We start from the raw sequence: 22169 nt of genomic DNA, 5'->3' as shown, positions 1-22169 counted from the left end.
TACCTCGACGTTTACTTAATATCGTCCGCTTCCCCCTTGGGAGGCATGGGGCGAGCATTCAATGCCGGTATCGGCTCCCGCAACAATTCATCCTTGAGATAACTGATAGCCCGCTCAAGCTGGGCGTCTTTGCCGTTGAAGGTTGCCAGTGGCAAGTTGTCTACCTCGATATCCGGGCTGACACCTCGGCCTTCAAGCACCCAGCGACCATCGATGGCATACTGAGGATACTCGGCAACCCGCGCCATGCCCCGGTCGGTGAGGCTGTTGCGACCCGAGAGCCAAACCCCGGCGCCCGCCGTCTGTTTACCCACCAAGGGCGCCAATCCCAGTGCCTTTATGCCGGCGGAGAAGGTTTCACCATCGGAGTAGGTCAACTGATCTGTCAGCACCACCAGGTGGCCGCGGAACGTCTGCTGCATGTTGACATAAGGCGCACCTGTTGTGGGTTGCCAGAAGGCCCAGGCCTTACGCAGCAGCTTTTCGATAATCCAGCTGTCGATATTACCGCCACGATTGCGGCGCACATCGATAACCAGGCCATCCTTGTCATAGTTGGCGTAAAACTCGCGAGCAAAGCTCTCAATATCATCACTGCCCATGGCATACAGATGCAGATAACCTATCTTGCCGTCGCTGGCCTTGGCCACCTTATCGGCATTGGCATTGACCCAATCGAGATACCTGAGTTTGGCGTTATCACGGTTGCTGATGGCCTGCACTATTACCTTGTGCTGCTTGCTGCCGCGCTTGAGGCCCAAAAGCACCTGTTTATCGGCCTGATTACGCAGCATGGAGGTGAGCTGCGCCAGGGTAGCCAGCTTACGGCCATTGATATGGGTGATGATGTCGCCATCGCGGACATCGACTCCGGGGCGCGCCAGCGGTGAGGCCTGCATCGGCAACTCAGGGTCGGTGCGATAGATATGGCTTACCTTGACACCATCTTTCACCTGACTCAGACGTGCACCCAGCTCGGCGGCCTTGGGCATATCGGGATCCTTGGCAAAGTCACCACCGCGCACTTGAGAGTGCAGCGCATCCAGTTCACCCATCATCTGAGTGAAGATGTCATTCAGCTCATGTCTGTCGGTGAGCCGGTCCAGCAATGGCTGATATTTGGCCTTGGCGGCTTGCCAATCGACACCGCGCATCTTCTTGTCGAAAAAGGAGTCTCTGTGCATCAGCCAGGCATCTTCAAAGATCTGCTGCCACTCCTGACGCGGTTGAATGGCGAGTTGCCACTGGGATGTTTGCACCACAGCATTGCTGAGATCGCCCGGCAGTTTGTCACCCACTGGCACTATTACCATCTCTTTGGGATTGCTCTGCTTACGCAGCAATACCTTGCTCTGATCGGCCGAGAGCTGATAATCGCGCACATCATCGGCGAAGGTTTCCAGCTTGGGGCTCAAAGGGTCAAACCTTACCAGCTTGAGCGCCGACTGTTCGCCTGTGATATCGCTATCTAGCAGATAGAGCCCCGAGTCCAGCACCTGCAAATTCTGGTAGTTACCCGCCTCGATGGGGACTTGCCACAGCCGCGACTTCAGGCCTTGCCAATCCACTTGCAGCTTATCGTCAGCGGCCTTTTCATCACCGGCAACAGCGCCTTGCAGCTCGTTGGGACGTTGGAATGGGAAACGGGCATCCTGACTCAATGCCAGGGCAAATATTTGGCTACGCTTGTCAAATACGGGGCCCATGTTGCGATCGCCCCAAGGCGAAGATGGAGTGGCCTGGAACTCACGGTTTGACAGGAAATAGAGCCACTGGCCATCCGGGCTGAAGCTGGGCGAGAAAGACTCGTACTTGTCGCTGGTCAGCATCTCGCCCTTGGCGGATTCCAGCGAGTAGAGCATCACCTGGCTGCGCTGGGCACCGACTTCCGAGCGAGTCAAAGCCAGGAAGCGGCTATCCGGCGACCAACGGATATCGACATAGGGGCCGAGACCTTCGTTGTTGGTCACTATCTTCTTGTTACTGCCGTCTTTGAGATCCAGCAGCCACAAATTACCGGCATAATCATCATGAGCCAAATAACGCCCATTGGGCGACAGCTCCAGGCTCATTCTCAATGTGTTGCCATCTTGGGTCAGCTGCTTGGCGCCAGCGCTGCCATCGGCGGGATAACGCCAGATCTCCTGCTCACCGGAAGCATCCGAGATGGCATAGACCCAACGGCCGTCATGACTCATCAGTGCATTGCGCATTCTATGCTTGCCGTCCGAGTCCAGCTCTACCAGGCGGGAACCATCTGTAGTCGCCAGCGCCACATGGCTGCGGGCAGTGATGACCACCTTGTCTCCTGCCGGGGCCAGCCTGGCACTGGTGGCAAAATCGAGCGGATCGTTAACCCAATGTTCACGCCGCTCGGGGAAGTCTGAGGCCAGACGCAGATCCAGCTTCTGCTCCTGCCCGGAAGCCAGGTCCCACAGGTGAATATCGGCACCCAGCTGGAACACTATGCGGCCGCCGTCCAGATAGGGGCTGCGCACTTCGAAATCACGATATTGAGTCAACTGTTTAAGATCTGAGCCATCGCTGGCCATAGACCAGATATTGGCGTTGCCATCGGCATCCGAGACGAAATAGACCCGCCCCTGCCACAGCATGGGATGACGCAGCGAGCCCTGATGCTCTTTGCCCAGCCGCACAGCCTCTTTGTCCTGCCCCAGTTGATAACGCCACAGTTCACCCATGGCGCCGCCGCGGTACACCTTGGCATTATCCCCTGTGGTTTGCAGCCCAAAGCGGCTGAAGTAGACATACTCGCCTTGTGGGTCAACCACGCCTTCTATGGCATCGGCCAACGGCAGATCGCGGGTTGTCAGGGTATCCGGGTTTACCGAGCGCAGCACCCAGTAGTTCGCCGGCCCCTGGGCATTGTCTGTGGCATAGAGAATTTCGCCATTTGCGGTCCAGCCCTGTAGCCGAACCTGGCTGTTTTCGAAACTGACGCGCTTTGCAAGCCCGCCACTCATGGGGATCACATAGACTTCCTGGGCACCATCATAGTTGGCGGTAAACGCCAGCGATTTTCCATCGGCAGAGATCTTGGCATTCAGCTCTTCGGCCGGCAGGCTGGTCAAACGGGCAGCTTTCTCCTGCCCGAGTGTCTGAGTCCAGATATCCCCTTCGGCAGTAAACACCAGGGTATTGTCATGAATCGCGGGCGAACGGTAATAGCCCTGACCCGCTTCTGCGGCATAGGCGGCTGCACTGCCCAAAGTTCCCAATGCCAGCATACAGCAGGCCACGGAGTGACGAAGTTTCATCAATGCCTCTATTCTCTGTTATTAATCAGTTAGCGCGGTTTTACGAGCCCAACAAGTTAGCAGAGAAAGCGGCGGGATTCAGCTGTTGCCGACGACAGAAGTTTTAGCAAATGTGTCGGCAGGCATACTGAAAAAATCAAACTGATAGCGGCCAGCCGTGGGTAATTTTGCTCAAGGATTCATTCACATCGAACAGCCTGATGCGTATGTTGTGGGCGCCCATGGCCGCCACTCGTTGTGAGTGCATGCAGGCGTAAGCTTCGGCGCTGGCTTCATCTTCAAACAGATAGATGCCACCGGCCTCGCCGCTGCGTGGGTTTTCGGTCCAGATTTTGGCAATGAAACCCGGCTCCCGGGTAATGGACTCGGCCAGAGGTTTGGCCTGCTCAGTCAGGGCATCGCCCATCATTTCGGCGGGAAATTCAAAATCAATTTGCAATAGAGTGGTCATTCAACCCTCCCCTTGGTTTGCGGATTAATGTCAGGGAAGATGCAAACAAGTGATTGGCCTTGAATGCCTGTCACTGTTAATGCTGCTCGCTTGGCAGATAGCAGCATGAGAACCTTCCTTATGAAATCATAAAACTGCGGCGCGTTCGCTACAAGGAGGCACAAATTGGTGGCATAGTTACCCTAAAGTAACTTGCGCCCAGCCTTATGACACTCAATCAGCAAGCCCCTCTCTGCCCGGCCTATCAGGTTCTGCGGCTGATCTGCGGCAAATGGAAACCCGCCATTCTGTTCCTGCTGCAACAGCAGCCACAGCGCTTCAGCTACTTAAAACGGCATCTACCCGGTGTCAGTCAAAAAGTGCTGACCGCTCAGCTAAAGGAGCTGGAGCAAGACGGCGTACTCACCCGTACTCTCTACCCTGAAGTGCCGCCCAGGGTCGACTATCGTCTCAGTCCGCTTGGAATGGCACTGTTGCCGCTGCTGGAGCAGATGCACCTTTTTGCCGAGCAAAACGCCGACTTGCTGACGGGAGAGGCCCAATGAAACCTGTGCCCTGGCTCGATGGCATGAAGCGCTGGCATTTTGCCTTGGCCACGCTTTTATTATTCGGTACTGAAATATTGATAGCCCGCTACGCCCCGCCCGGCTTCATCCGCGGGTTTATCGGCGATCTGCTGGTAGTAATATTGATGTTTTGCGCCCTTAAAACTCTTACCCCTTGGACAAGTCGGTTGCTGCTTCCCTTGGTGCTGGCATTTGCCTTCGCCATAGAGTTTGGTCAGGCCTTTGGCTTGGTGGATAAGCTGGGGCTGGGCCATATTCGCCTAGCACGAATCGTTATCGGCAGCCACTTCGACTGGCTGGATCTGCTGGCATACAGCCTGGGTTGTTTGCTGTTACTCCCGGGCTCCCTTGCGCTACCTTTCCCGGGGAAGAGACAAGCTCAAAGTGCCCGGGAATAACCCCTGAATAAAACTCAGTTTCGGTGCTTGCTCCCCGGCTTAGGCCAATATCAGCACCACCTGGGCGGCATTGGGCTGAGAATTACCCGCTAAATCGGGCTAAAAGACCGGGAGCAGGTTGGCAGCTGCCCCCCGTGGATTTGACGGTTCAAAAAGGCGGTTTAAAAATCACGGCTCAAAATAAGCTTAAACCTTGTAACGCTCGCTAGCGGGTCAGGCGGTTTATCAACACCTGATGCTGAGGGAAACGCTCGAGCAGTTCATTACGGCCGAACAGCTTGAAGTCATCGAAAGTAAAGCCAGGTGCCACCATACAACCTACCAGCGAATAGCCCGGATTATTCATTGCCGAACCAAAAATAGTGCCTTTGGGCACCAAGACCTGTGGCCGCTCACCTTTGGCCAAGTCCATCCCGAGTTGCGCCTCGGTCAGCTCACCCTGCTCTGAGAGCATATATATGGTCAGCGACTCGCCACTGTGGAAGTACCACATCTCATCGGCCGTCAGTTGATGCAGGTGGGACACTTCCCCCGTCTTGAGCATAAAGTAGATGCTGGTCCACAGGTTACGGCTGTCATCATAGTGACTGTCCGAAACGAATGAACGACCGAAATACCCGCCCTCAACATGGGGCTCAAGCTCGAGTGCCTGGATAACATCATCGGCGGTCAACATAAAAAACTCCTGTTATTAAAATAAGGGCAGGCTCCCTGCCCTGTGATGGATTGAAACTGACTGACTTCCCGGTAACTTTTTTTAAGCCCGTAACTCTTTTTAAGCCCCGTCACTATATTTAAACTCAGTCACTCTCTTTTAAGCTCAATCTTTAGTCTCAGTGATTCTCTTTGACTTCGAGACTCTGCTCGAGACGCTCAAGCAAGGCTTGCCAGCGCTCGCTCTGCTCGCGATTAAGCGCTTGCGCATTCTCGGGCGCCGTAGCCTGATGGATAAAGGACTGCTGCTTCAGTTGCTGCTGGGCCGCTTCTTTCACCTGAGCCGCTTCATTTAGGCTCAAGGCCTTGGCTAAAGCATCCGGCAGCGTCAGTTGATAATCTGCAACTATGCCTCGTACCAGCACTGCCGCCTGCTCAAGTTCACCGGCTTCGATGGTACTTGTCAGCAGATCCAATCGGCCGTCGATATCACTTGGCTGCGCGGCCAGAGCTTGCTGCTGCCTGGGGGCCATTCCCGCTCTTTGCTGCACACTCTGTTCTGCCACGGCGCGATTCTTGGCAGCAGCGCTTTCTTGAAGATGCATATCCTGTTGCTGAACAGCCTGTTCCTGAGGTGCCGCTCGCTTGGCGGCCATGGACTGCGGCGCCGCCATCGGCTCAACTCTGGCGGGCTGCGCCGCATCTTCAGCGCTATCTGGCTGCGGGCTGATTTCCAGATTAGCCGGAGCACTGAGCTGCGGCGCCGATGCGTTTCGCAGTTCGGGATTCAGAATAAACAACCCTGCCACCAGCATCACAGAAGCCGCTGCGGATAGGCCATATCTGTGCTTTTGCCAGAAACCGGGTGCCGGACGGATCACCTCTGGCGCTTGACGGCAGTTGTCCCTCGCCTGCTGCAGAATGTGCTGATCCAAGGCCAGAGGCGGCTGCTCGACAGCACCTTCACGATAGAGCGCATCTATCTGCGACTCTGGTGTGGCAGCATCATCGCGTTTGTTCTCTGTCATTCAATGCTCTCCTGGGTCTTGCGCCCCAAACAGTCACGCAGGCTCTGATAGGCATAACGTATCCGGCTCTTGGTGGCCTCCAGCGTTGCCCCGACCACTTCGCTGATCAGTTGCGCCGTCAGCCCGGACTCCTGATTTAGCAAGAAGGCTTCCTTCTGCACCTGGGGCAAGAGGCCGATGCACTCCTTGAGCCAGGCGACCTGACGACCTCGCAGCAGTTCGCTATCCGGCTCGGCGGTTTGTGGGCCCAGCAGATTGGCCTGCGCATCCGGCTCATCCTCAACTATGCTGAGACTGTCGACCGGTTTAACCGCCCGCACATGGTCAATCAGCAGGTTATGAGCTATCCGGTACAGCCAGGTAGTAAACTTGGCGCTGGGTTGATAACTCTGCGCCGCCTTGATCACCCGGCTCCAGGTTTCCTGATACAAGTCTTCAGCCAAGGCCATGTCACTTAACTGACGGACAAAATACCGGTAGAGTCCGCCCTTGTGTTTAAGATAGAGGCGCTCAAAAGCTTGGGCATCCCCGGCGGCATAAGCCAGCATCCAGGTCTCATCCTCTCCACTTGGCATTCCCGTCTGCCTTTGCTGTTCCAAATTCTCTCTCCTGACCGGCAGCTTAATTGGTTATTGGGATGAGAGTTTGCCTCTACACCATTGGGCTGTAAAGCCCGCTGGCGCGACTCTGGATCTCAGTTTTGCCTACGCCCCTGTTCCAGTGGTTTAAATCCGTCGGCCGGCATAGGTTCAAACATAGGTTCGGACATAGGTTCGGCTCTGGTTTTATCTGCCACGACTTTGCGTCCGGGCTTAAGCGCGCCTTGCCCGGCCAACAGCGCGGCGCTGCGAGCCAGGCTGACAAACTCATGTCGATAACCGTATGGGTCTTCGCCCTTGGCCGAATCGGCAAGCTCGGCGACCCGGCGCCAGTCAAAGTCATGCAGATACACTGAGCCGTTAAGCAGTTGCCCAAGCCCGGCTACCGCCGCGGCGAAACGCAGATCATCACTGGCGAGCGCAAGCGACTTGTGGGCAGAATCCAGGCGAATGCCGTGAGTATAAAGCTGGCTCTTACTGTCTTTGCTACTGTCACTCAAGGGCGGTTTGGCTCGCAGTTTCAGATAGCCAAGCTCTTCACGGCTGTATTTTTCCTTGCCGCTGACAGGGTCGCGACCATAGCGCAATGCATCGTTGGCCAGGTTATGTGAATCCGTAAGGCTGAGCTCATATAGGGCCGTCACCGCATGTCCGGCGCCCATTTCGGCGGCGTCGACCTTATCGTTGTTGAAATCCTCCCGCTTGAGGGCGCGGTTTTCATAGCCGATGAGGCGATACTCGGCCACCAGCGCCGGGTTGAACTCGAGCTGCACTTTGACATCCGACGCTATGGTCAGCAGGGTACCGCTACGCTGCTCCACCAGAATTTTACGGGCCTCGCTCAAGGTATCGATATAAGCGTATTGGCCATTACCCTTATCCGCCAACTGCTCCAACATACTGTCGCGGTAGTTGCCTAGGCCAAACCCCAGAGTCGTCAGGCCAATCCCCTGCTGCTTTTGTTGTTCAACCAGTGCCAGCAGCTCCAGCCTGCTGGTCAGACCCACATTGAAGTCGCCATCGGTGGCCAGCAGAACCCGATTTACCCCGCCACTGATAAAGTGCTTGCGGGCCAAACGGTAAGCTGTTTGGATGCCTTCGCCGCCATTGGTGCCGCCGGCGGCCTTAAGCTCAGCCAAAGCGGCGTCTAGGCTCTCTTTATCGGCACCATTGATACCGTCCAGTACGACGCCGGCCTCACCGGCATAGACAACTATCGACACCTTGTCCTGTGAGGTGAGCGTATCGCTGAGCATTTTGATGGCCGATTTCAGCAGCGGCAACTTGTCCTGCGATGACATGGAGCCGGAAACATCCATTAAGAACACCAGGTTGGCGGCGCCTATCTGACTGGCAGGCACTTCATAACCCTTAAGCCCGATACGCAGCAACATCTTGCCTTCATTGTAAGGCGACGGTGCCAGCTCAGTACTGATGGAGAAAGGCTCGCCTTTGTCCGGCTGTGGGTAGTTGTAGTCGAAATAGTTAATCAATTCCTCAACTCTCACTGTGCCCTTGGCTGGCAATGCTCCCAGGTTGATACTGCGCCGCATCAGGCTGTAACTGCCACTGTCCACATCGACGGAAAAGGTCGATAACGGTGTTTCGCCCGCCACCATGATGCCGTTGGCGATATACACCTCCGAGCCATTGGCAAGCACAGTGGCGCTGGGATAATTCACATCCGCCAGAGTCAATTCAGCAGGCACGCTCAAACTTCTTGGCTGGACACTCGGCTGGTACAAAGTCCGTGACGATGCAGCGCCGCTGACGGCTAACTTCTGAGCTTGCGCATGGGTTATAGCATTCGCGATATCCCGCCCGGGGTCTTTGCTTGGCAGCACAGTAGTTTCAACCTCAGAGGACTGAGCCTCGCTCGCTTGATTGGCTACCTTGGGTAGTTCATGGGACTGCTGTGGCTGACAGGCAGTCAGCCACAAACTGCCAACTAGAATGGCCAACAGGCTAAGATGATATTGGCGCCCGGCAATGGCGGCGCTTTGATTTATCCCCATCTTCCCTTTGGTACTCACCTTGCATTTGCCAGGCAACATTGTCGCCTTCATAACATTTCTCCTTATTCGGCTGTTGTTATTGCAAACGGGCAGCAGAAGCAAAAGGGTTATCGAACCCACAATAAATCTTGCAAATAAGCCAAAGCACTGGTGAATGATGGCTAAGAAACGCCAAGCGACCAAGGCAGATAAAAAGAGAAGAGCAAACGTGAAAAACAGAATTGCTTTCGACCAAACACACTTTTACCCCAAAAAAAAGCTTAAAATTTAGCTTTTGAGCCACACGTCACACAAGGCGGGTTTACAGAAGCCTAAAATAACGGCTCTTTTTTTCCGGCCACAAGCCGGTTCGATTTTCTGGAGCCCTGTCGACGTGCCTCACATAAGCAATTTCAGAACCCAACTTTTTTCTTTGCGCCTAGGCCATGCCCTGCGTGAAGTCATCGCCAAGGAAGGCTATAGTGGTAAACACTTTGGCCAGGATCTGATGGCCGGGGTCACAGTGGGGATCATCGCCATTCCATTGGCTATGGCTTTGGCTATAGCCAGTGGTGTTGCCCCTCAATATGGTCTCTATACCGCTATCATAGGCGGCTTTATCATCGCCCTTACCGGCGGCTCACGCTACTCAATCTCTGGCCCAACCGCGGCCTTTGTGGTGCTGCTTTATCCCATAGCTCAGGAGTTTGGCCTCGCCGGTCTGTTGATGGCGGGGATGATGTCAGGGGGGATTCTGATAGCCATGGCGCTGCTGCGCCTTGGTCGCCTGATCCAATATATTCCCCAGTCGGTGACGCTGGGCTTTACCGCCGGGATAGGGGTAGTCATTGCAGTTCTACAGCTGAAAGACTTCTTCGGCCTCCCGATAGACAGCATGCCGGAGCAGTTTGGTGAAAAGCTGCAGGTACTGGTACTGGCACTGCCACAAACCGATTTTCCCAGCTTAGTGGTCGCATTGGTCACTCTGGCTGTGATGCTGTTGTGGCCAAAACTGAAATTGCCGGTACCGGCGCATCTGCCGGCCATCATTATCGGCAGTCTACTGGCACTGCTGCTCGGCAGCTTTGGGCAAGAGGTAGAAACCATAGGCAGCCGCTTCCATTATCTGCTGCCCGACGGCAGCCAGGGCAATGGTATTCCCCCCTTCCTGCCAAACTTTGAGTGGCCTTGGTTGCAGCCCGGGCCGGATGGTGAACCTCTGGGGCTTTCCTGGCAGATGGTAAAAGCCCTGGCCCCAGCCGCCTTTGCCATCGCCATGTTGGGCGCCATCGAATCCCTGCTGTGCGCCGTAGTGCTCGATGGCATGACAGGTAAGCGTCACAGCGCCAACAGTGAGCTGCTTGGTCAGGGGATAGGTAATATAGTGGCCCCTTTCTTTGGCGGTATCACGGCTACAGCTGCCATCGCCCGCAGCGCGGCCAACGTCAAGGCCGGTGCCTTTAGCCCGGTATCGGCGATTATCCACTCCCTGGTAGTACTCCTGGGGCTGGTGGCGCTGGCCGGCTTACTGTCCTTCCTGCCGATGGCGGCCATGGCGGCCTTATTGCTGGTTGTAGCCTGGAACATGAGCGAAGCTCCCAAGGCCTGGCAACTGCTGAAAACCGCGCCGCGCAGCGATATCTGGGTATTTTTAAGCTGCTTTTTCCTGACGGTAGCGTTCGACATGGTGATCGCCATCTCTTTCGGGATCATGCTGGCGGCCCTGCTGTTTATGAAAGAGATCGCCGAGATGACCCGCCTCTACGATATCAGCCACAATAAACGTTATATTGACCGGCCACTACCGGACGATTGGGTAGTACTTAAGATTAATGGCCCACTGTTTTTTGCCGCGGCGGAGCGCATCTTTGCTGAAATCGCGCAGATGACTCAGGATAAACAGACAATCGTGCTCTATATGGATGGGGTGTCCATTCTCGATGCCGGTGGTATGGCGGCGTTGAACAAGCTGATACGCAAATGCCAAAGTAACGATACCCGTTTGCTGGTCGCCGATCTGCAATTCCAGCCAATCCGGACCCTGGCCAAGGCCAAGGTTCAGCCTATCGAAGGTGTGCTCAAGTTCTATCCCACTTTGAGAGAGCTAATTGAAGAACAGGTGCCGCTCAGCATAGATGGTCAAACTAGCGCAGAAGCCGCCCATATCAAACCGGCACAATAGCACTATTGAGCATTGATTATACCTTCACGCGCCCGGTCTTATCCGGGCGCTCGCTTATCCCGCCAAAGTAATAACCATCGCAAACTACTGACACAATTGTAAGAGATTGGCTATCCCCCCCACTTAAGCCAATCTGCTAGTATGCGCGCTGATAAAAAGGGCGTTGATTAAAAAGCACAGGATAAAAAAGGCGCAATATTGATTTGCCGCCGTACATTGCAAAGGACTGGGAATGCAAGCAAAACAAACAAAGCTCTGTAACCTGTTAAAGCTGGTTGCCGGGCTGGGACTATTCAGCCTGAGCCAACTGGCGCAGGCTAATGAGGATAAAACAGAAGCGGAGATCCGCTGGCAAACACTTAGCCCGATAGCCAACCTGTATCTGAGTCAAGCCAACGCGGAAGACTTCATCGCCCAAGGAGATAATGAAAAAAGCCGCTACAACAACTACGCCGGTGCCCTCGCCTATTACCTAATGGCCACAGAACGCGATAGCAGCAATATCTGGGCGCCCTATCAAGCCGCCGGTACTCTGGCAATGCTGGAACTTAAAGACCAGGCTATCGAAATGCTGCAACTGGCCGACAGCCGCGGCCTGTGGCAAAAGATAATGCTTGAGGAAGACGAAGAACTTAACGCCATCAGAGACTCGGATGAGTACCGCGCCGTGCTGGAAAAGGTTAAACGTCGTTATCCTCAGCATGCAAAAGATGCCGGTACAGCTTATATCCACCACCCTCATGGGACAGCCCCTGAAGGTGGCTGGCCTGTGCTGGTCTGGTTATCCGGCTATGGCACAGAAGGCAGCAACAGCACCCATATGGCCGAACTGCTGACGAGTGAACGGGCAATATTTATCGGCATCAACGGCACGGAAAAGCTCAATGAGCACAGCTTCCGCTGGGCCAGAACCGAAACCGAGTCCAGTCACCGGGCGGTGCAGCAGGCTTTAGCCCTGGCGGCAAAGACCAGCCCTGTCAACAAGCAGAAAGTAGCACTGATGGGCTTTTCCCAGGGTGCCCTTCACAGCGCTCACCTGCTGGCCAAACACCCGAATGATTATGTCGGCGCCCTGCTATTGTCTGCAGGCGGCATGCAAACCGAGCTCAAAACTTCGGCCCCCGCCGGTAAGCGACTGGTCATCTCATACGGCGAACAGGAACACAGCAGTAATCTGGCGCTGGATAAACAGCTGGAACAATTTTTTAGCCCGGATAATCAACTGCAGCTCAAACCGCATCAGGGCGGACATTTCTTTGATGATGCCTGGCAGCAGAAATACCCGGATTATGTCAATTTCGTATTGGAACTCAATTAAGGAAGATTAGATGGAACTGAAAAGTACCTCAGGTTTTAAATCCTATTTTACCCCCAAGCGCATTCTGATAGGGGTGGGCATATTGGCGGCCCTGGGTATTGCCCAAAGCTCAGTATTGATGACAGATGCCGGTTACACCTATGTGCATCAGAACAATGTTACCGGCTCTTTGGATGTGTTCACCGAGCCCGGCATCCACTTTCGCATGCCGTTTCTGTCGAAAATAACCCGCTATGATCAGGTCGTTACCGTCTCCTTTGGCAACAACCAGGGCGAGGTATTCTACCAACGTCTGCCGGCGCTGCAGGTACGTTTTGCCGATACCTACACAGGCCAGGTACCGGCCACTTTCCGCTTTAAGCTGTCTTATGATCCCGAGCAGCTCAAGACCATGCATCGGGAGTTTCGCTCCAACGACAACCTGATTGACACCATGTTGATCAAAAACGCCCGCAACGTCACTGTGATCACCTCAACCCAATATACCGGCGAGGAGTTTTTCCAGGGCGGCCTCAATCAGTTCAAGGCACAACTGTCGGATCAGCTCAGCAACGGTATCTATACCACTGAGCGACGCCAGGTTGAAGTCGAGCAGGTGGATCTGGTGCCGGTGGGCTTCGATCAGGAAGATTCCAACAAGCTGCAAGCCACCAAGCAATTGGTGTGGAAGACAGTGCCTATTACCGACAAGAGCGGTAATCCGGTACGTCAGGATAACCCGCTAAAACATTATGGAATCACGGTCACCCAGGTCACTATCGGCGATCCCAAGCCGGAAGATCAACTGGACAAGCTATTGACCGACAAGAAAAAACTGGTTGCCGAACGGATCCGTACCATTCAAGAGCAGGAAACCTCCAAGGCCCAGGCCAAGACGGAGCAGCTGCGCAAAGAGATCCAGCGTACCCGCGAAGTACAGGATGCCCAGCGTGCCAAGGAGCTGGCGGTTATTGCCCAGCAAAAAGAGGTTGAAGTGGCGCGGCAAATCGCCGAGCGTGAACTGGTGGAAGAACGCAAGAAGAAAGATATCGCTACCCTGAGCAAGGCCAAGGAGCTGGAAATCGCCCAGGCCAACCTGGAGATCCAGAAAGCCAACTCGGCCTCGGCCATGTTTGAGGCCAAGGCGATCCGTGAAAAAGGGATAGCCGAAGCCGACGTACTGGCGGCGAAATACAAGGCATTGGGTGCTCATGAGAAAGTGTATCTGGCCGAGCTGAATCGGGATGTAGCCAACGCCCTGTATCAGAACCTGCCCAACTTCAAGGTGGATATGCCGAAGAACTATATCAACGGCAGTGGCGGCAACGGCATGACCTCCAATCTGGACGTGATCACCGGCTTGTCGGCGTTGGGACTGATGGAAAAAAGCACCACCCTTGGCAGTAAAGCATCCGCCAAATAACAGGCTGGCTAGAAGGTAAATTGAAGGGAGGCTTAGCCTCCCTTTTTATTCGCCTTCATTTCAGGTCATACTGATATGCCCAACCGCAAGGAGGCCTTATGTCTAAGCACTCATCCGTTTCACTGCGCCCGCAGCGCCGCGCTATCTCGCTTGCAGCAGCTCTCTCGACGGCAGCTTTGTTGACAGCTACCGTGAGTGGCTCTGCACTGGCTGAAAATTCAGCGCCATCGGTACTGAAGGATATCCGCCTGCCCCAGGGCTTTAAGATAGAAGTCTATCTGGATAATGTCGCCAATGCCCGCCAGATGGCGCTTGGCAGCCAGGGCACACTCTTTATCGGCAGTCGCGGCGAAGGTAAAGTCTATGCCGCAATAGATACAGATGCCGATGGCCGCCATGACAGGGTTAAAGTGATCGCCTCCGGGCTCAATATGCCTTCCGGGCTGGCTTTTCGGGACCAGACTCTCTATGTAGGTGCCGTGAGCCAAATTCTCGCCTTCGATAATATCGAGCAGCAGCTGAGTCAGAATGCTTCCCCGAGCTACCGAATCTTTTATGATGACTTACCCACAGATAAGCATCACGGCTGGAAATACCTCAAGTTTGCCGCCGACGGCCGCCTGTATATACCCATAGGCGCACCTTGCAATATCTGTGATGCCGGCAGCGACTACAGCAAAATAATCAGCCTGGATCTCCAAAGCAAACAACCGAGGCTCGAAGCCGCCGGTGTGCGCAACAGTGTCGGTTTCGACTTCGACCCTATCAGTGGCCAGCTGTGGTTTACCGATAATGGCCGCGACATGATGGGAGACGATATGCCAGCCGATGAGCTCAATCATTTGAGTCAGCGCGGCCAGCATTTTGGTTATCCCTACGTTCATCAAGGGGATACCCTGGATCCTGAATTCGGCAAAGGGAAGCAGCTTGCCGATTTCAGCCCACCTGAAGTCAAGCTGGGCGCCCATGTAGCAGCGCTGGGGATGACCTTCTATCGCGGCGACAGCTTCCCCAGGGCCTATCACGGCGGCATTTTTATTGCCGAGCACGGCTCCTGGAACCGGTCCAGCAAGGTGGGATATCGAGTGCGTTTCGTGCCGATAAAACAGGGCAAGGCCGGTGAACCTCAGGTGTTTGCCGAAGGCTGGCTCAAGGGCGAAACCGTATCCGGACGCCCCGCCGATGTACTGCAGTTACCGGATGGTTCCTTGCTGGTAGCCGATGATGCCCAAGGCCGCCTCTATCGCATCTTTTATTCGGGCTGATTTTTGTCCGAAACACAGTGTTCAAGGGCAGCGCGCGCCGTCCTGTCATGATATTATCTGCAGCCATTATCGCCCGGCCTTGGGAACAACGCCGGGTTAAGGACGTTGCGAACCACGCCTTTTATCAAGGCCTGTAAGCCCACGCAGAGCACGCATGGAACTGGTTTGCACCGTCCGTTACTGTACCCGACCTGGAAACAGGCAAAATATTATAAATAAAATCAGTAGTTAAGGAGTTATCATGCAAGCCCTCGTTGCTGTTGTAATGGGTTCCAAGAGTGATTGGCCCACCATGGAAGCGGCCGCAGAGATCATGGATTCTCTCAAGGTGCCCTACCATGTCGAAGTGGTTTCGGCCCATAGAACCCCAGACAAGTTGATGGAATTTGCCGCATCAGCAGCAGACAAAGGATACAAGGTCATCATAGGCGGTGCCGGCGGCGCCGCTCACCTGCCGGGTATGATAGCTTCCAAAACCCGCTTGCCTGTACTGGGCGTGCCGGTACAAAGCAAGGCTCTCAGCGGCATGGACAGTCTGTTGTCGATAGTGCAGATGCCCAAGGGGATTGCCGTAGGAACGCTGGCCATAGGGACAGCCGGGGCATTCAATGCCGGCCTGCTGGCCTGCCAGATGCTGGCAACTCAGGACTCGCAACTGGCCGAGCGCCTCGAAGCCTTCCGCGAAGCTCAGACCCGCGCGGTACTGGATAATCCGGATCCGAGGGAAGACTGAGATGGCTGACAAGAGAGTTTGGGTACTGGGCGATGGCCAACTGGGTGCCATGTTGCGTCATGCCGGCCAACCGCTGGCGATAGATGTCCGCCCGGTGGATATCATGGCGCCAAGCGATGAAAAGTTGCCGCTGACAGACACAGATATTATTACTGCCGAACGTGAGCAGTGGCCCGAGTCACCCCTGAGCCTGCAATTATCGCAGCACTGTCATTTCATCAATGGTCCGGTATTTGGCCGCCTCGCCGACAGATACACCCAAAAATCCCTGCTGGATCAGCTCAAGGTGGCCACTGCGCCTTGGGAACTGCTGGACGAAAACACCCAAGTTAATGATCTTTATCACAAATATGGTGAAAGAGTTCTACTGAAACGCCGCACCGGCGGCTATGATGGCAAGGGACAACACTGGCTGAAACAGGTCGAGTCGAGCACTATCCCAGCCGATTGGCGTAATGAGGCGATTGCCGAGCAGGCGATCCCCTTCGATGAAGAAGTGTCTCTGGTTGGGGTTCGCAGCCGCAGCGGCGAGTGCTTCTTTTATCCCTTAACGCTCAATTTGCATCAAGATGGCATTCTGATGGCATCGATAGCCCCCTTGGCCCGGTTGCAACCATTGCAGGCCGAGGCCGAAACTATGCTCAGCAGTATAATGCATGAGCTGGAGTATGTTGGGGTGATGGCGATGGAGTGTTTCCGGGTGGGCGATCACCTGCTGGTCAATGAGCTGGCGCCAAGAGTGCACAACTCAGGGCACTGGACTCAGGCAGGCACTCATATGGATCAGTTCCAGCTGCACCTGCGGGCCCTGTGCGAATTGCCACTGATGACGCCTCAGGTTAACTTCCAGTGTGTAATGGTCAACCTGATAGGCATAGATAAGGACGACCGTTGGCTGAGCCTGGCCAATGCCGAGCTATTCTGGTACGACAAAGAGGTGCGCCCCGGCCGTAAGGTAGGCCACCTGAACTTGTCGGTACTGGATAAAAACGCGCTGGCAAACAGCATCAGCCAGCTTAAGCAGTGGATGCCGACTCAGTATCAGGCACCACTCTCATGGATACAGGCAGAGTTTGACTGAAAAACGGGCGGGCAAGGGTTGCCCGCCTTTTACGACTGTTCAAGGCATAACTTTAGGGCTTTCAGGATTTGTTGGATCAGAACGGACTCAAAAAGCAGAAGATAGACACATTGGATCTGCGTTATCATCTGCTGCTTATGTTACTGCCGCTGCTACTGATAGCCTTATTATTTTGGGTCACCAGTCCAGCCGGAGAACTTCCCTGGCTGCAGTGGGTTGGGGTTTCTGTCATCTATTTCATGGCCTATAGTTTGGGCTACTTTGTCCACCAAGGGCGCCTGGGCCGGCTGTGGCGACACCTGGAACAGGTGCTGGGTATCAACGAAGCCACCTTCGAGTTGGTGCATCTTTCCAGCCAATACGAAACCGAACACGCCTTCCTCAATGCCCTACTGGGTAAAGCAGTCGCCATGATAGATGGCGCCGAAATGGGCTCTATCATACTGGTGAAACCCGGCAGTAATAAGCTGCACTTTGAATCGGCTGTTGGGCTGGATATGACCAAATTGCAACGGCTGAATATGACCCTGGAGCAGTCTTTCGCATACAGGTTGACCAATGGCCGCTGCGACCGGGTAGTTGTAGTCAACGATATGCGCAAACTCAACGCCCAGAGTGGTCTGAGTCCTGAAGCTCAAACATTATTGTTAAACGCAGCCGCCCCTCCCATTAGCGCGACGCTTTCAAGCCCACTCCATATAGATGGCAAACTCTATGCCATGCTCAATCTCGACAGTTCATTAGTTGCCAGCTTCAGCAGCTATGACAGGGATCTGGTGGCTATTTTGACCCATGAAGCCGCCAATGCCATCGCCCTGTACCAAAAGTCCCGTCAGATCCACCAATTGGCCAACTTTGACAGCCTGACGGGGCTCGCCAATCGCAAGTATTTTGAAGAGCAAACCCAGAAGTGGCAGCCCAAAAACAACATAGAAAGCATGCTGGTGCTGCTGGATATGGATAACCTGAAAAAAATCAATGATAGTCTGGGGCATGGTGCCGGTGACTTTGCACTCAAACGTTTGGCAACCGAGCTGAAACTCGCTTTTCCGACACCGGCGCTGGTGAGCCGCTTTGGCGGCGATGAGTTTGTGCTGCTCAGCTACGGCAGTGAAACTTGGCTCAGAGAACGCTTACGGCAAGTCGAGACCAAGCTGACCACCGATAAGGTTGCCGTGTATTTCAGCGCTGGCATCGCACCTTTCAATGGCGATGTGGAGCAGAGTCTCAGGTTGGCAGACAACCAGATGTACCAATATAAAAAAGCCCGCAAGAGTGAGCTCAAATAAGTAAAGAACCGGATCCCAATGACGGGGTTACAGAAGTCGGTAACAAGGAGAAGCTATGCATAAACATCTCACCATCATGACAATGTTGGTCGTGAGCACATCGACTTTGCTGCAACAGGCACAAGCGGCACAAAACCTCTCTTCCTTAATGGTGGAAGTCCGGCAGCAGGATGGTATCCCTCATTATTACAATCTGGCCAGTGGCATGCCCCTCAATGGTGAGATCTCCATCATTCGCGATAACCAAGGTTATACCCAAGCGACTTTCTCTCAAGGATTGCCCAATGGCCGCTGGCAGGTATTTCACCCCAACAATGCCAAATTGATTGAGGGCCAGTATTTCCAGGGTTATCAGAATGGCAGCTGGCGCATGTATGACCTCAGCGGCCAGATGACCGAATTACAGGTGTTCAACAAGGGCGTACCCGAAGGGGAATGGCAAACCTTTGACAGCAATGGCCGCCTCAATGAAAGCGTATTCTACCGCAGCGGCAATAAACAGCTGGTCAAGCGCTTCTACGCCAGCGGTAAACTCAAGGCCAGCGAAACCTATACCGATAACCTGCGCCATGGTCAGTGGCAGAGCTTCTATGAAAATGGCACCCTGGCACAAAGTCAGCAATATGCCAACAACCAACTCTTTGGCGAGTATCTGGAGCAAAACAACCAGGGCGTCATCAAGATCAAGGGCAAATTCGATGCCAATGGCCAACGTCAGGGCGTCTGGCAGAGCTTTTTTGATGATGGCAGTAAAGAGAGCGAAACCCGTTTCAGCGCCGGAGAACGGGACGGCGAAAGCCTGAAATATCACCCCGGCGGTGAACTGGCGGTCAAATGTGCTTACCGCGCGGGTAAACGCCAGGGCCCATGCCAAACCTTCGACAATAAAGGCGTGCTGCTGGGCAATGAACTCTTCAGTGACGGCGAAAAAGATGGCCACCAGGAGTACTTCAACAGTGAAGGCAAGCTGGTCATAGAGCAGCATTACAAAAATGGCCTGCAAACCGGTATACAGAAACGTTTTCATCCCAATGGCCAGTTGGCCGAGCTGGAAACCTTCCACGACAGCCAATTGAGCGACAACGGTCAATATCCCCGCCATGGCAAGTATGAACGTTTCGATATCGACGGCAAACCCCTGGAAAAGTCCCAGTTCACCATGGGCCTGCTGGATGGCTTATATCAACGTTTCAGCGCCGGCGTTTTGCAAGAGTCCAGCCAATGGCAACAGGGAAAACGTCACGGCGACTTTATCCGTTACTTCCCGAACGGGGAAAAACGCAGCCTGGTGCAATATCAGCATGATAAGCAAACCGGAAAGTCCATCCGCTACTTTGAAGATGGCACAGTGCAAGAACAGGGCGAAGTCATAGACGGTAAATGGGTCGGCAAGTATGAGAGCTTCTACGACAATGGCAAGCCCAGGGAGTTAGCCCACTATGCCAAACACAAGGCCGCCAAGGATTATCGTTATCCGCTCGATGGTGCCTTCAAGCGCTGGTACGCCAACGGCGATCCCAATGAGGAAGGCGCATATCTCAACGGCGACAAGGACGGGCTCTGGATTCAGTATCGCGAAGGGGTCAAGAGCCGGGAGCAGACCTTTGTCAAAGGCAAACTCAATGGCCAATATGCCGAGTATTATCATGGCCGCCGCCGGGTTACGGGGGAGTACCTGGACAATAAGAAGACAGGTAGCTGGATAGACTACCGCTACGAAGAGGACGATCCCACCTTCGGCACCATCCCAGAAGGCAATGTCAGGATCAAGAGCCAGTGGCAGCAGGGTAAGTTGCATGGCGCACGCGAGCATTACAGCTTCAAGGGCATCCTTTATCGCAAGGAAACCTATGCCAATGGCGACAAGAGCGGCAACTACAGCGAGTACTATGTCGACAATGGGCAACAGAAACTGGCCGGCGAGTTGTTAAAAGGGGCCAAAAGCGGCCAGTGGCAAAGCTGGTTTGAAGATGGCATGCTCGCCGCCAGTCAAGAGTTCAAGGACGATGTACTGCACGGCAAGTCTGAGCAGTACTACAGTAACGGCCAGTTGAAACTGCAGGCCAACTACTGGCAGGGAAAACTCGATGGCAAACTGAGCCAGTACTTCCAAAATGGCAAACCACAGAGCCATGAACAGTGGCTCAAGGGCCAGAAAGAGGGTGAAGCCAGTTACTTCCACAACAACGGCAAGCTGGCCGAGAAAGGCACCTTCCTCAGGGACAGAAAAGAGGGGCTGTGGCAGACCTTCTGGACCAATGGTGAGAAGCGTACCGAAGGCAGCTATATCAGCAATCGCGAATCAGGTGACTGGAACTTCTACGATCAGTTCGGCAAGCTGATAAAGACTGAACACCATGGTTAATCTCCCCCCCGGTTTCGCGACTAGAGTTGAGGATTGTGAATTTTGGCAGCATCTATTGGCGAGAAAATGGGTTCAATAGACAAGTCGCCAAGGCTAGAGTCGTAAGCCAGCCTGATAGCAGCGGCTAATATCAGGTTACCGAAATAAACAGCCCCTTCCCCAGCCGGCCTCATCAGTAACCATAAAAATGCCGCTTACAAAAGTAAACGGCATCACGCGACAGAGGGATCCTCGCGCCAATATCAAATAATCAAGGTTGTTGTTCCAACTGAGGTATTGGCACCGCCTTCATCAACACTTCGGTGGTGAACTTGTCATTGTTGATCACCGGATATCTGTCATAGGTTTGGAAAATCACCCTTCCCTGATACTGGATCATGGCGACCACACCATAGTTGACATCGGACTCAAGGGTTTCAGTCGGTAAAATAAACTTGAACGGCACCGGCGCCCTGGCGATATCAAAGCTCTTTTGTGCCACGATTACCCCGGGGGTGTCCAAATCTATGATGGCAATGGTGATACTGGAACCTTGAGGCAAAGCCACTCTTTCCAAGTAACCAGCGGCCCCGTTGACGATAACAGGAGCTTTGGGGTCAACAGTGACACAGCCGCCTAGAAACACTATTCCAGCAGCAATTACCAGTCCTTTCAAATACTTAATCATCTTGCTTTCCCTTATTTGGCGGTCATTCTCATCAAGCCTTCCTGAGTGGCAGAAGCCACCAGCTCGCCCTGTTGATTAAAGAATTGCCCTCGCACATATCCCCGACCGCCACTGGCATTGGGACTCTCTATGGCATAAAGCAGCCATTCCCCCATATTGACAGGTCGGTGGAACCAGAGTGAGTGATCTATAGTGGCCATCCGCATCCCCGGGGTCAAAAATGACACCCCATGAGGCTGAGCCGCTGTCACCAAAAAGTTGAAATCCGAAGCGTATGCCAATAGGTAGTCGTGCATTTCATGTTCGGGCGGCAAGGCACCATTTGCCCGCATCCATACATGTCGTACGGGCTCAGTGGCCGCCGGAGCTACAGGGTTAAGCGGATTGACCAGGCGCATTTCAATGGGGGCATCGGCCATAAACTTTTCCAGCATTCTGGAGGGCACCTTATCCCTCATGGTCATTGCCAACTCCTGCTGATTGAGTATCCCTTCTGGGCCGGGAACCTCTGGCATTTCTGCCTGATGGCTGAAGCCAACTTCCGGCTCCTGGAAGGAGCAAGTCATGTAGAAAATCGGCCGCCCTTTCTGAATCGCCTTCACCTGACGGGCGCTGAAACTACCACCGTCACGCATATTTTCAACTTCGTAGACTATCGGCAGCTTTTCATCGCCTGCACGTAAAAAATAGGAGTGCAGTGAGTGCACCTGGCGCTCTTGCGGCACAGTACGACGGGCGGCACTGAGGGCCTGACCCATGACCTGACCACCAAACACATGACCAAAACCCAGATCCTGACTCTGGCCCCGATAAAGTCCGATTTCTATCTGTTCAAGCGCGAGCAGTGACAAGAGATCATCTAAAACCTGGCTCATAAAACTCTACTAACTGGCTGACAT

The 22169-nt window shown here is 54.1% G+C and carries 18 protein-coding genes; 10 read left to right on the top strand and 8 right to left on the bottom strand.

Features of this window, described 5'->3' with window-relative positions; translation table 11 throughout:
- Nucleotides 1-11 precede the first annotated feature (11 nt).
- Both RC73_RS05790 and RC73_RS05785 read right to left on the bottom strand, forming a co-directional pair.
- Entirely contained in the window at nucleotides 12-3278 is a 3267-nt protein-coding gene (locus tag RC73_RS05790) for a S41 family peptidase (protein WP_039033760.1), read from the bottom strand.
- A gap of 136 nt (nucleotides 3279-3414) precedes the next feature.
- The gene (locus tag RC73_RS05785; protein WP_025010933.1) at nucleotides 3415-3729 is read right to left on the bottom strand and encodes a monooxygenase; all 315 of its coding nucleotides are present in this window, start codon (nucleotides 3727-3729) and stop codon (nucleotides 3415-3417) included.
- 206 nt (nucleotides 3730-3935) lie between these two features.
- On the opposite strand from RC73_RS05785, the gene RC73_RS05780 reads away from it, so the two are divergent.
- Nucleotides 3936-4274, top strand: a complete 339-nt coding sequence (locus RC73_RS05780) for a winged helix-turn-helix transcriptional regulator (RefSeq protein WP_039033759.1) — start codon at nucleotides 3936-3938, stop codon at nucleotides 4272-4274.
- Nucleotides 4271-4693 carry a ribosomal maturation YjgA family protein gene (locus RC73_RS05775; RefSeq protein ID WP_052248018.1) on the top strand — a complete coding sequence of 141 codons (423 nt, stop codon included), beginning with the start codon at nucleotides 4271-4273 and terminating at the stop codon, nucleotides 4691-4693. The genes RC73_RS05780 and RC73_RS05775 overlap by 4 nt, the downstream gene beginning before the upstream one ends.
- A gap of 205 nt (nucleotides 4694-4898) precedes the next feature.
- Here RC73_RS05775 and RC73_RS05770 read toward each other — a convergent pair whose 3' ends face one another.
- The 4 genes from RC73_RS05770 to RC73_RS05755 form a co-directional block, all read right to left on the bottom strand.
- Entirely contained in the window at nucleotides 4899-5369 is a 471-nt protein-coding gene (locus RC73_RS05770; RefSeq protein WP_039033758.1) for a cupin domain-containing protein, read from the bottom strand.
- Between the two features lie 157 nt (nucleotides 5370-5526).
- The gene (locus RC73_RS05765; protein WP_039033757.1) at nucleotides 5527-6375 is read right to left on the bottom strand and encodes a hypothetical protein; all 849 of its coding nucleotides are present in this window, start codon (nucleotides 6373-6375) and stop codon (nucleotides 5527-5529) included.
- Nucleotides 6372-6950, bottom strand: a complete 579-nt coding sequence (locus tag RC73_RS05760) for a sigma-70 family RNA polymerase sigma factor (protein WP_039033756.1) — start codon at nucleotides 6948-6950, stop codon at nucleotides 6372-6374. Before RC73_RS05760 ends, RC73_RS05765 begins: the two co-directional genes overlap by 4 nt.
- Nucleotides 6951-7069: 119 nt before the next feature.
- Nucleotides 7070-9040, bottom strand: coding sequence for a vWA domain-containing protein (locus RC73_RS05755; RefSeq protein WP_052248017.1), 1971 nt, complete (start codon nucleotides 9038-9040; stop codon nucleotides 7070-7072).
- Nucleotides 9041-9362: 322 nt separating this feature from the next.
- Here RC73_RS05755 and dauA point away from each other — a divergent pair, with 322 nt between their 5' ends.
- The 8 genes from dauA (at nucleotide 9363) to RC73_RS05715 (ending at nucleotide 20603) form a co-directional block, all read left to right on the top strand.
- A complete protein-coding gene (gene dauA / locus RC73_RS05750; RefSeq protein WP_039033755.1) occupies nucleotides 9363-11150 on the top strand; it encodes a C4-dicarboxylic acid transporter DauA in 1788 nt (595 codons plus the stop codon).
- Between the two features lie 232 nt (nucleotides 11151-11382).
- On the top strand, nucleotides 11383-12468 hold the full coding sequence (locus RC73_RS05745) for an alpha/beta hydrolase (RefSeq protein WP_039033754.1): 1086 nt from the start codon (nucleotides 11383-11385) through the stop codon (nucleotides 12466-12468).
- A 10-nt stretch (nucleotides 12469-12478) separates the two neighbouring features.
- Nucleotides 12479-13870: an SPFH domain-containing protein gene (locus RC73_RS05740; RefSeq protein ID WP_039033753.1), complete on the top strand. Its 1392-nt coding sequence runs from the start codon at nucleotides 12479-12481 to the stop codon at nucleotides 13868-13870.
- A 98-nt stretch (nucleotides 13871-13968) separates the two neighbouring features.
- Nucleotides 13969-15135 carry a PQQ-dependent sugar dehydrogenase gene (locus RC73_RS05735; RefSeq protein WP_082014258.1) on the top strand — a complete coding sequence of 389 codons (1167 nt, stop codon included), beginning with the start codon at nucleotides 13969-13971 and terminating at the stop codon, nucleotides 15133-15135.
- Nucleotides 15136-15376: 241 nt separating this feature from the next.
- Nucleotides 15377-15868 carry a 5-(carboxyamino)imidazole ribonucleotide mutase gene (gene purE, locus RC73_RS05730; RefSeq protein ID WP_025010942.1) on the top strand — a complete coding sequence of 164 codons (492 nt, stop codon included), beginning with the start codon at nucleotides 15377-15379 and terminating at the stop codon, nucleotides 15866-15868.
- Between the two features lies 1 nt (nucleotide 15869).
- Nucleotides 15870-16949 carry a 5-(carboxyamino)imidazole ribonucleotide synthase gene (gene purK / locus RC73_RS05725; protein ID WP_039033752.1) on the top strand — a complete coding sequence of 360 codons (1080 nt, stop codon included), beginning with the start codon at nucleotides 15870-15872 and terminating at the stop codon, nucleotides 16947-16949.
- A gap of 68 nt (nucleotides 16950-17017) precedes the next feature.
- Nucleotides 17018-18238: a sensor domain-containing diguanylate cyclase gene (locus RC73_RS05720; RefSeq protein WP_039033751.1), complete on the top strand. Its 1221-nt coding sequence runs from the start codon at nucleotides 17018-17020 to the stop codon at nucleotides 18236-18238.
- 55 nt (nucleotides 18239-18293) lie between these two features.
- Nucleotides 18294-20603, top strand: coding sequence for a toxin-antitoxin system YwqK family antitoxin (locus RC73_RS05715; protein ID WP_039033750.1), 2310 nt, complete (start codon nucleotides 18294-18296; stop codon nucleotides 20601-20603).
- Between the two features lie 250 nt (nucleotides 20604-20853).
- Here RC73_RS05715 and RC73_RS05710 read toward each other — a convergent pair whose 3' ends face one another.
- Nucleotides 20854-21270 carry a YbaY family lipoprotein gene (locus RC73_RS05710; RefSeq protein ID WP_039033749.1) on the bottom strand — a complete coding sequence of 139 codons (417 nt, stop codon included), beginning with the start codon at nucleotides 21268-21270 and terminating at the stop codon, nucleotides 20854-20856.
- A gap of 11 nt (nucleotides 21271-21281) precedes the next feature.
- Nucleotides 21282-22145 (bottom strand): acyl-CoA thioesterase II, encoded by an 864-nt coding sequence (gene tesB / locus RC73_RS05705; RefSeq protein WP_039033748.1) that lies wholly within the window; start codon nucleotides 22143-22145, stop codon nucleotides 21282-21284.
- Nucleotides 22146-22169: the final 24 nt, after the last annotated feature.

Origin of the sequence: Shewanella sp. ECSMB14102, from assembly GCF_000813075.1 — a bacterium.
In the GTDB taxonomy this organism is placed as follows: Bacteria; Pseudomonadota; Gammaproteobacteria; order Enterobacterales; family Shewanellaceae; genus Shewanella; species Shewanella indica.
This window is presented reverse-complemented; position numbering and strand designations above follow the sequence as displayed.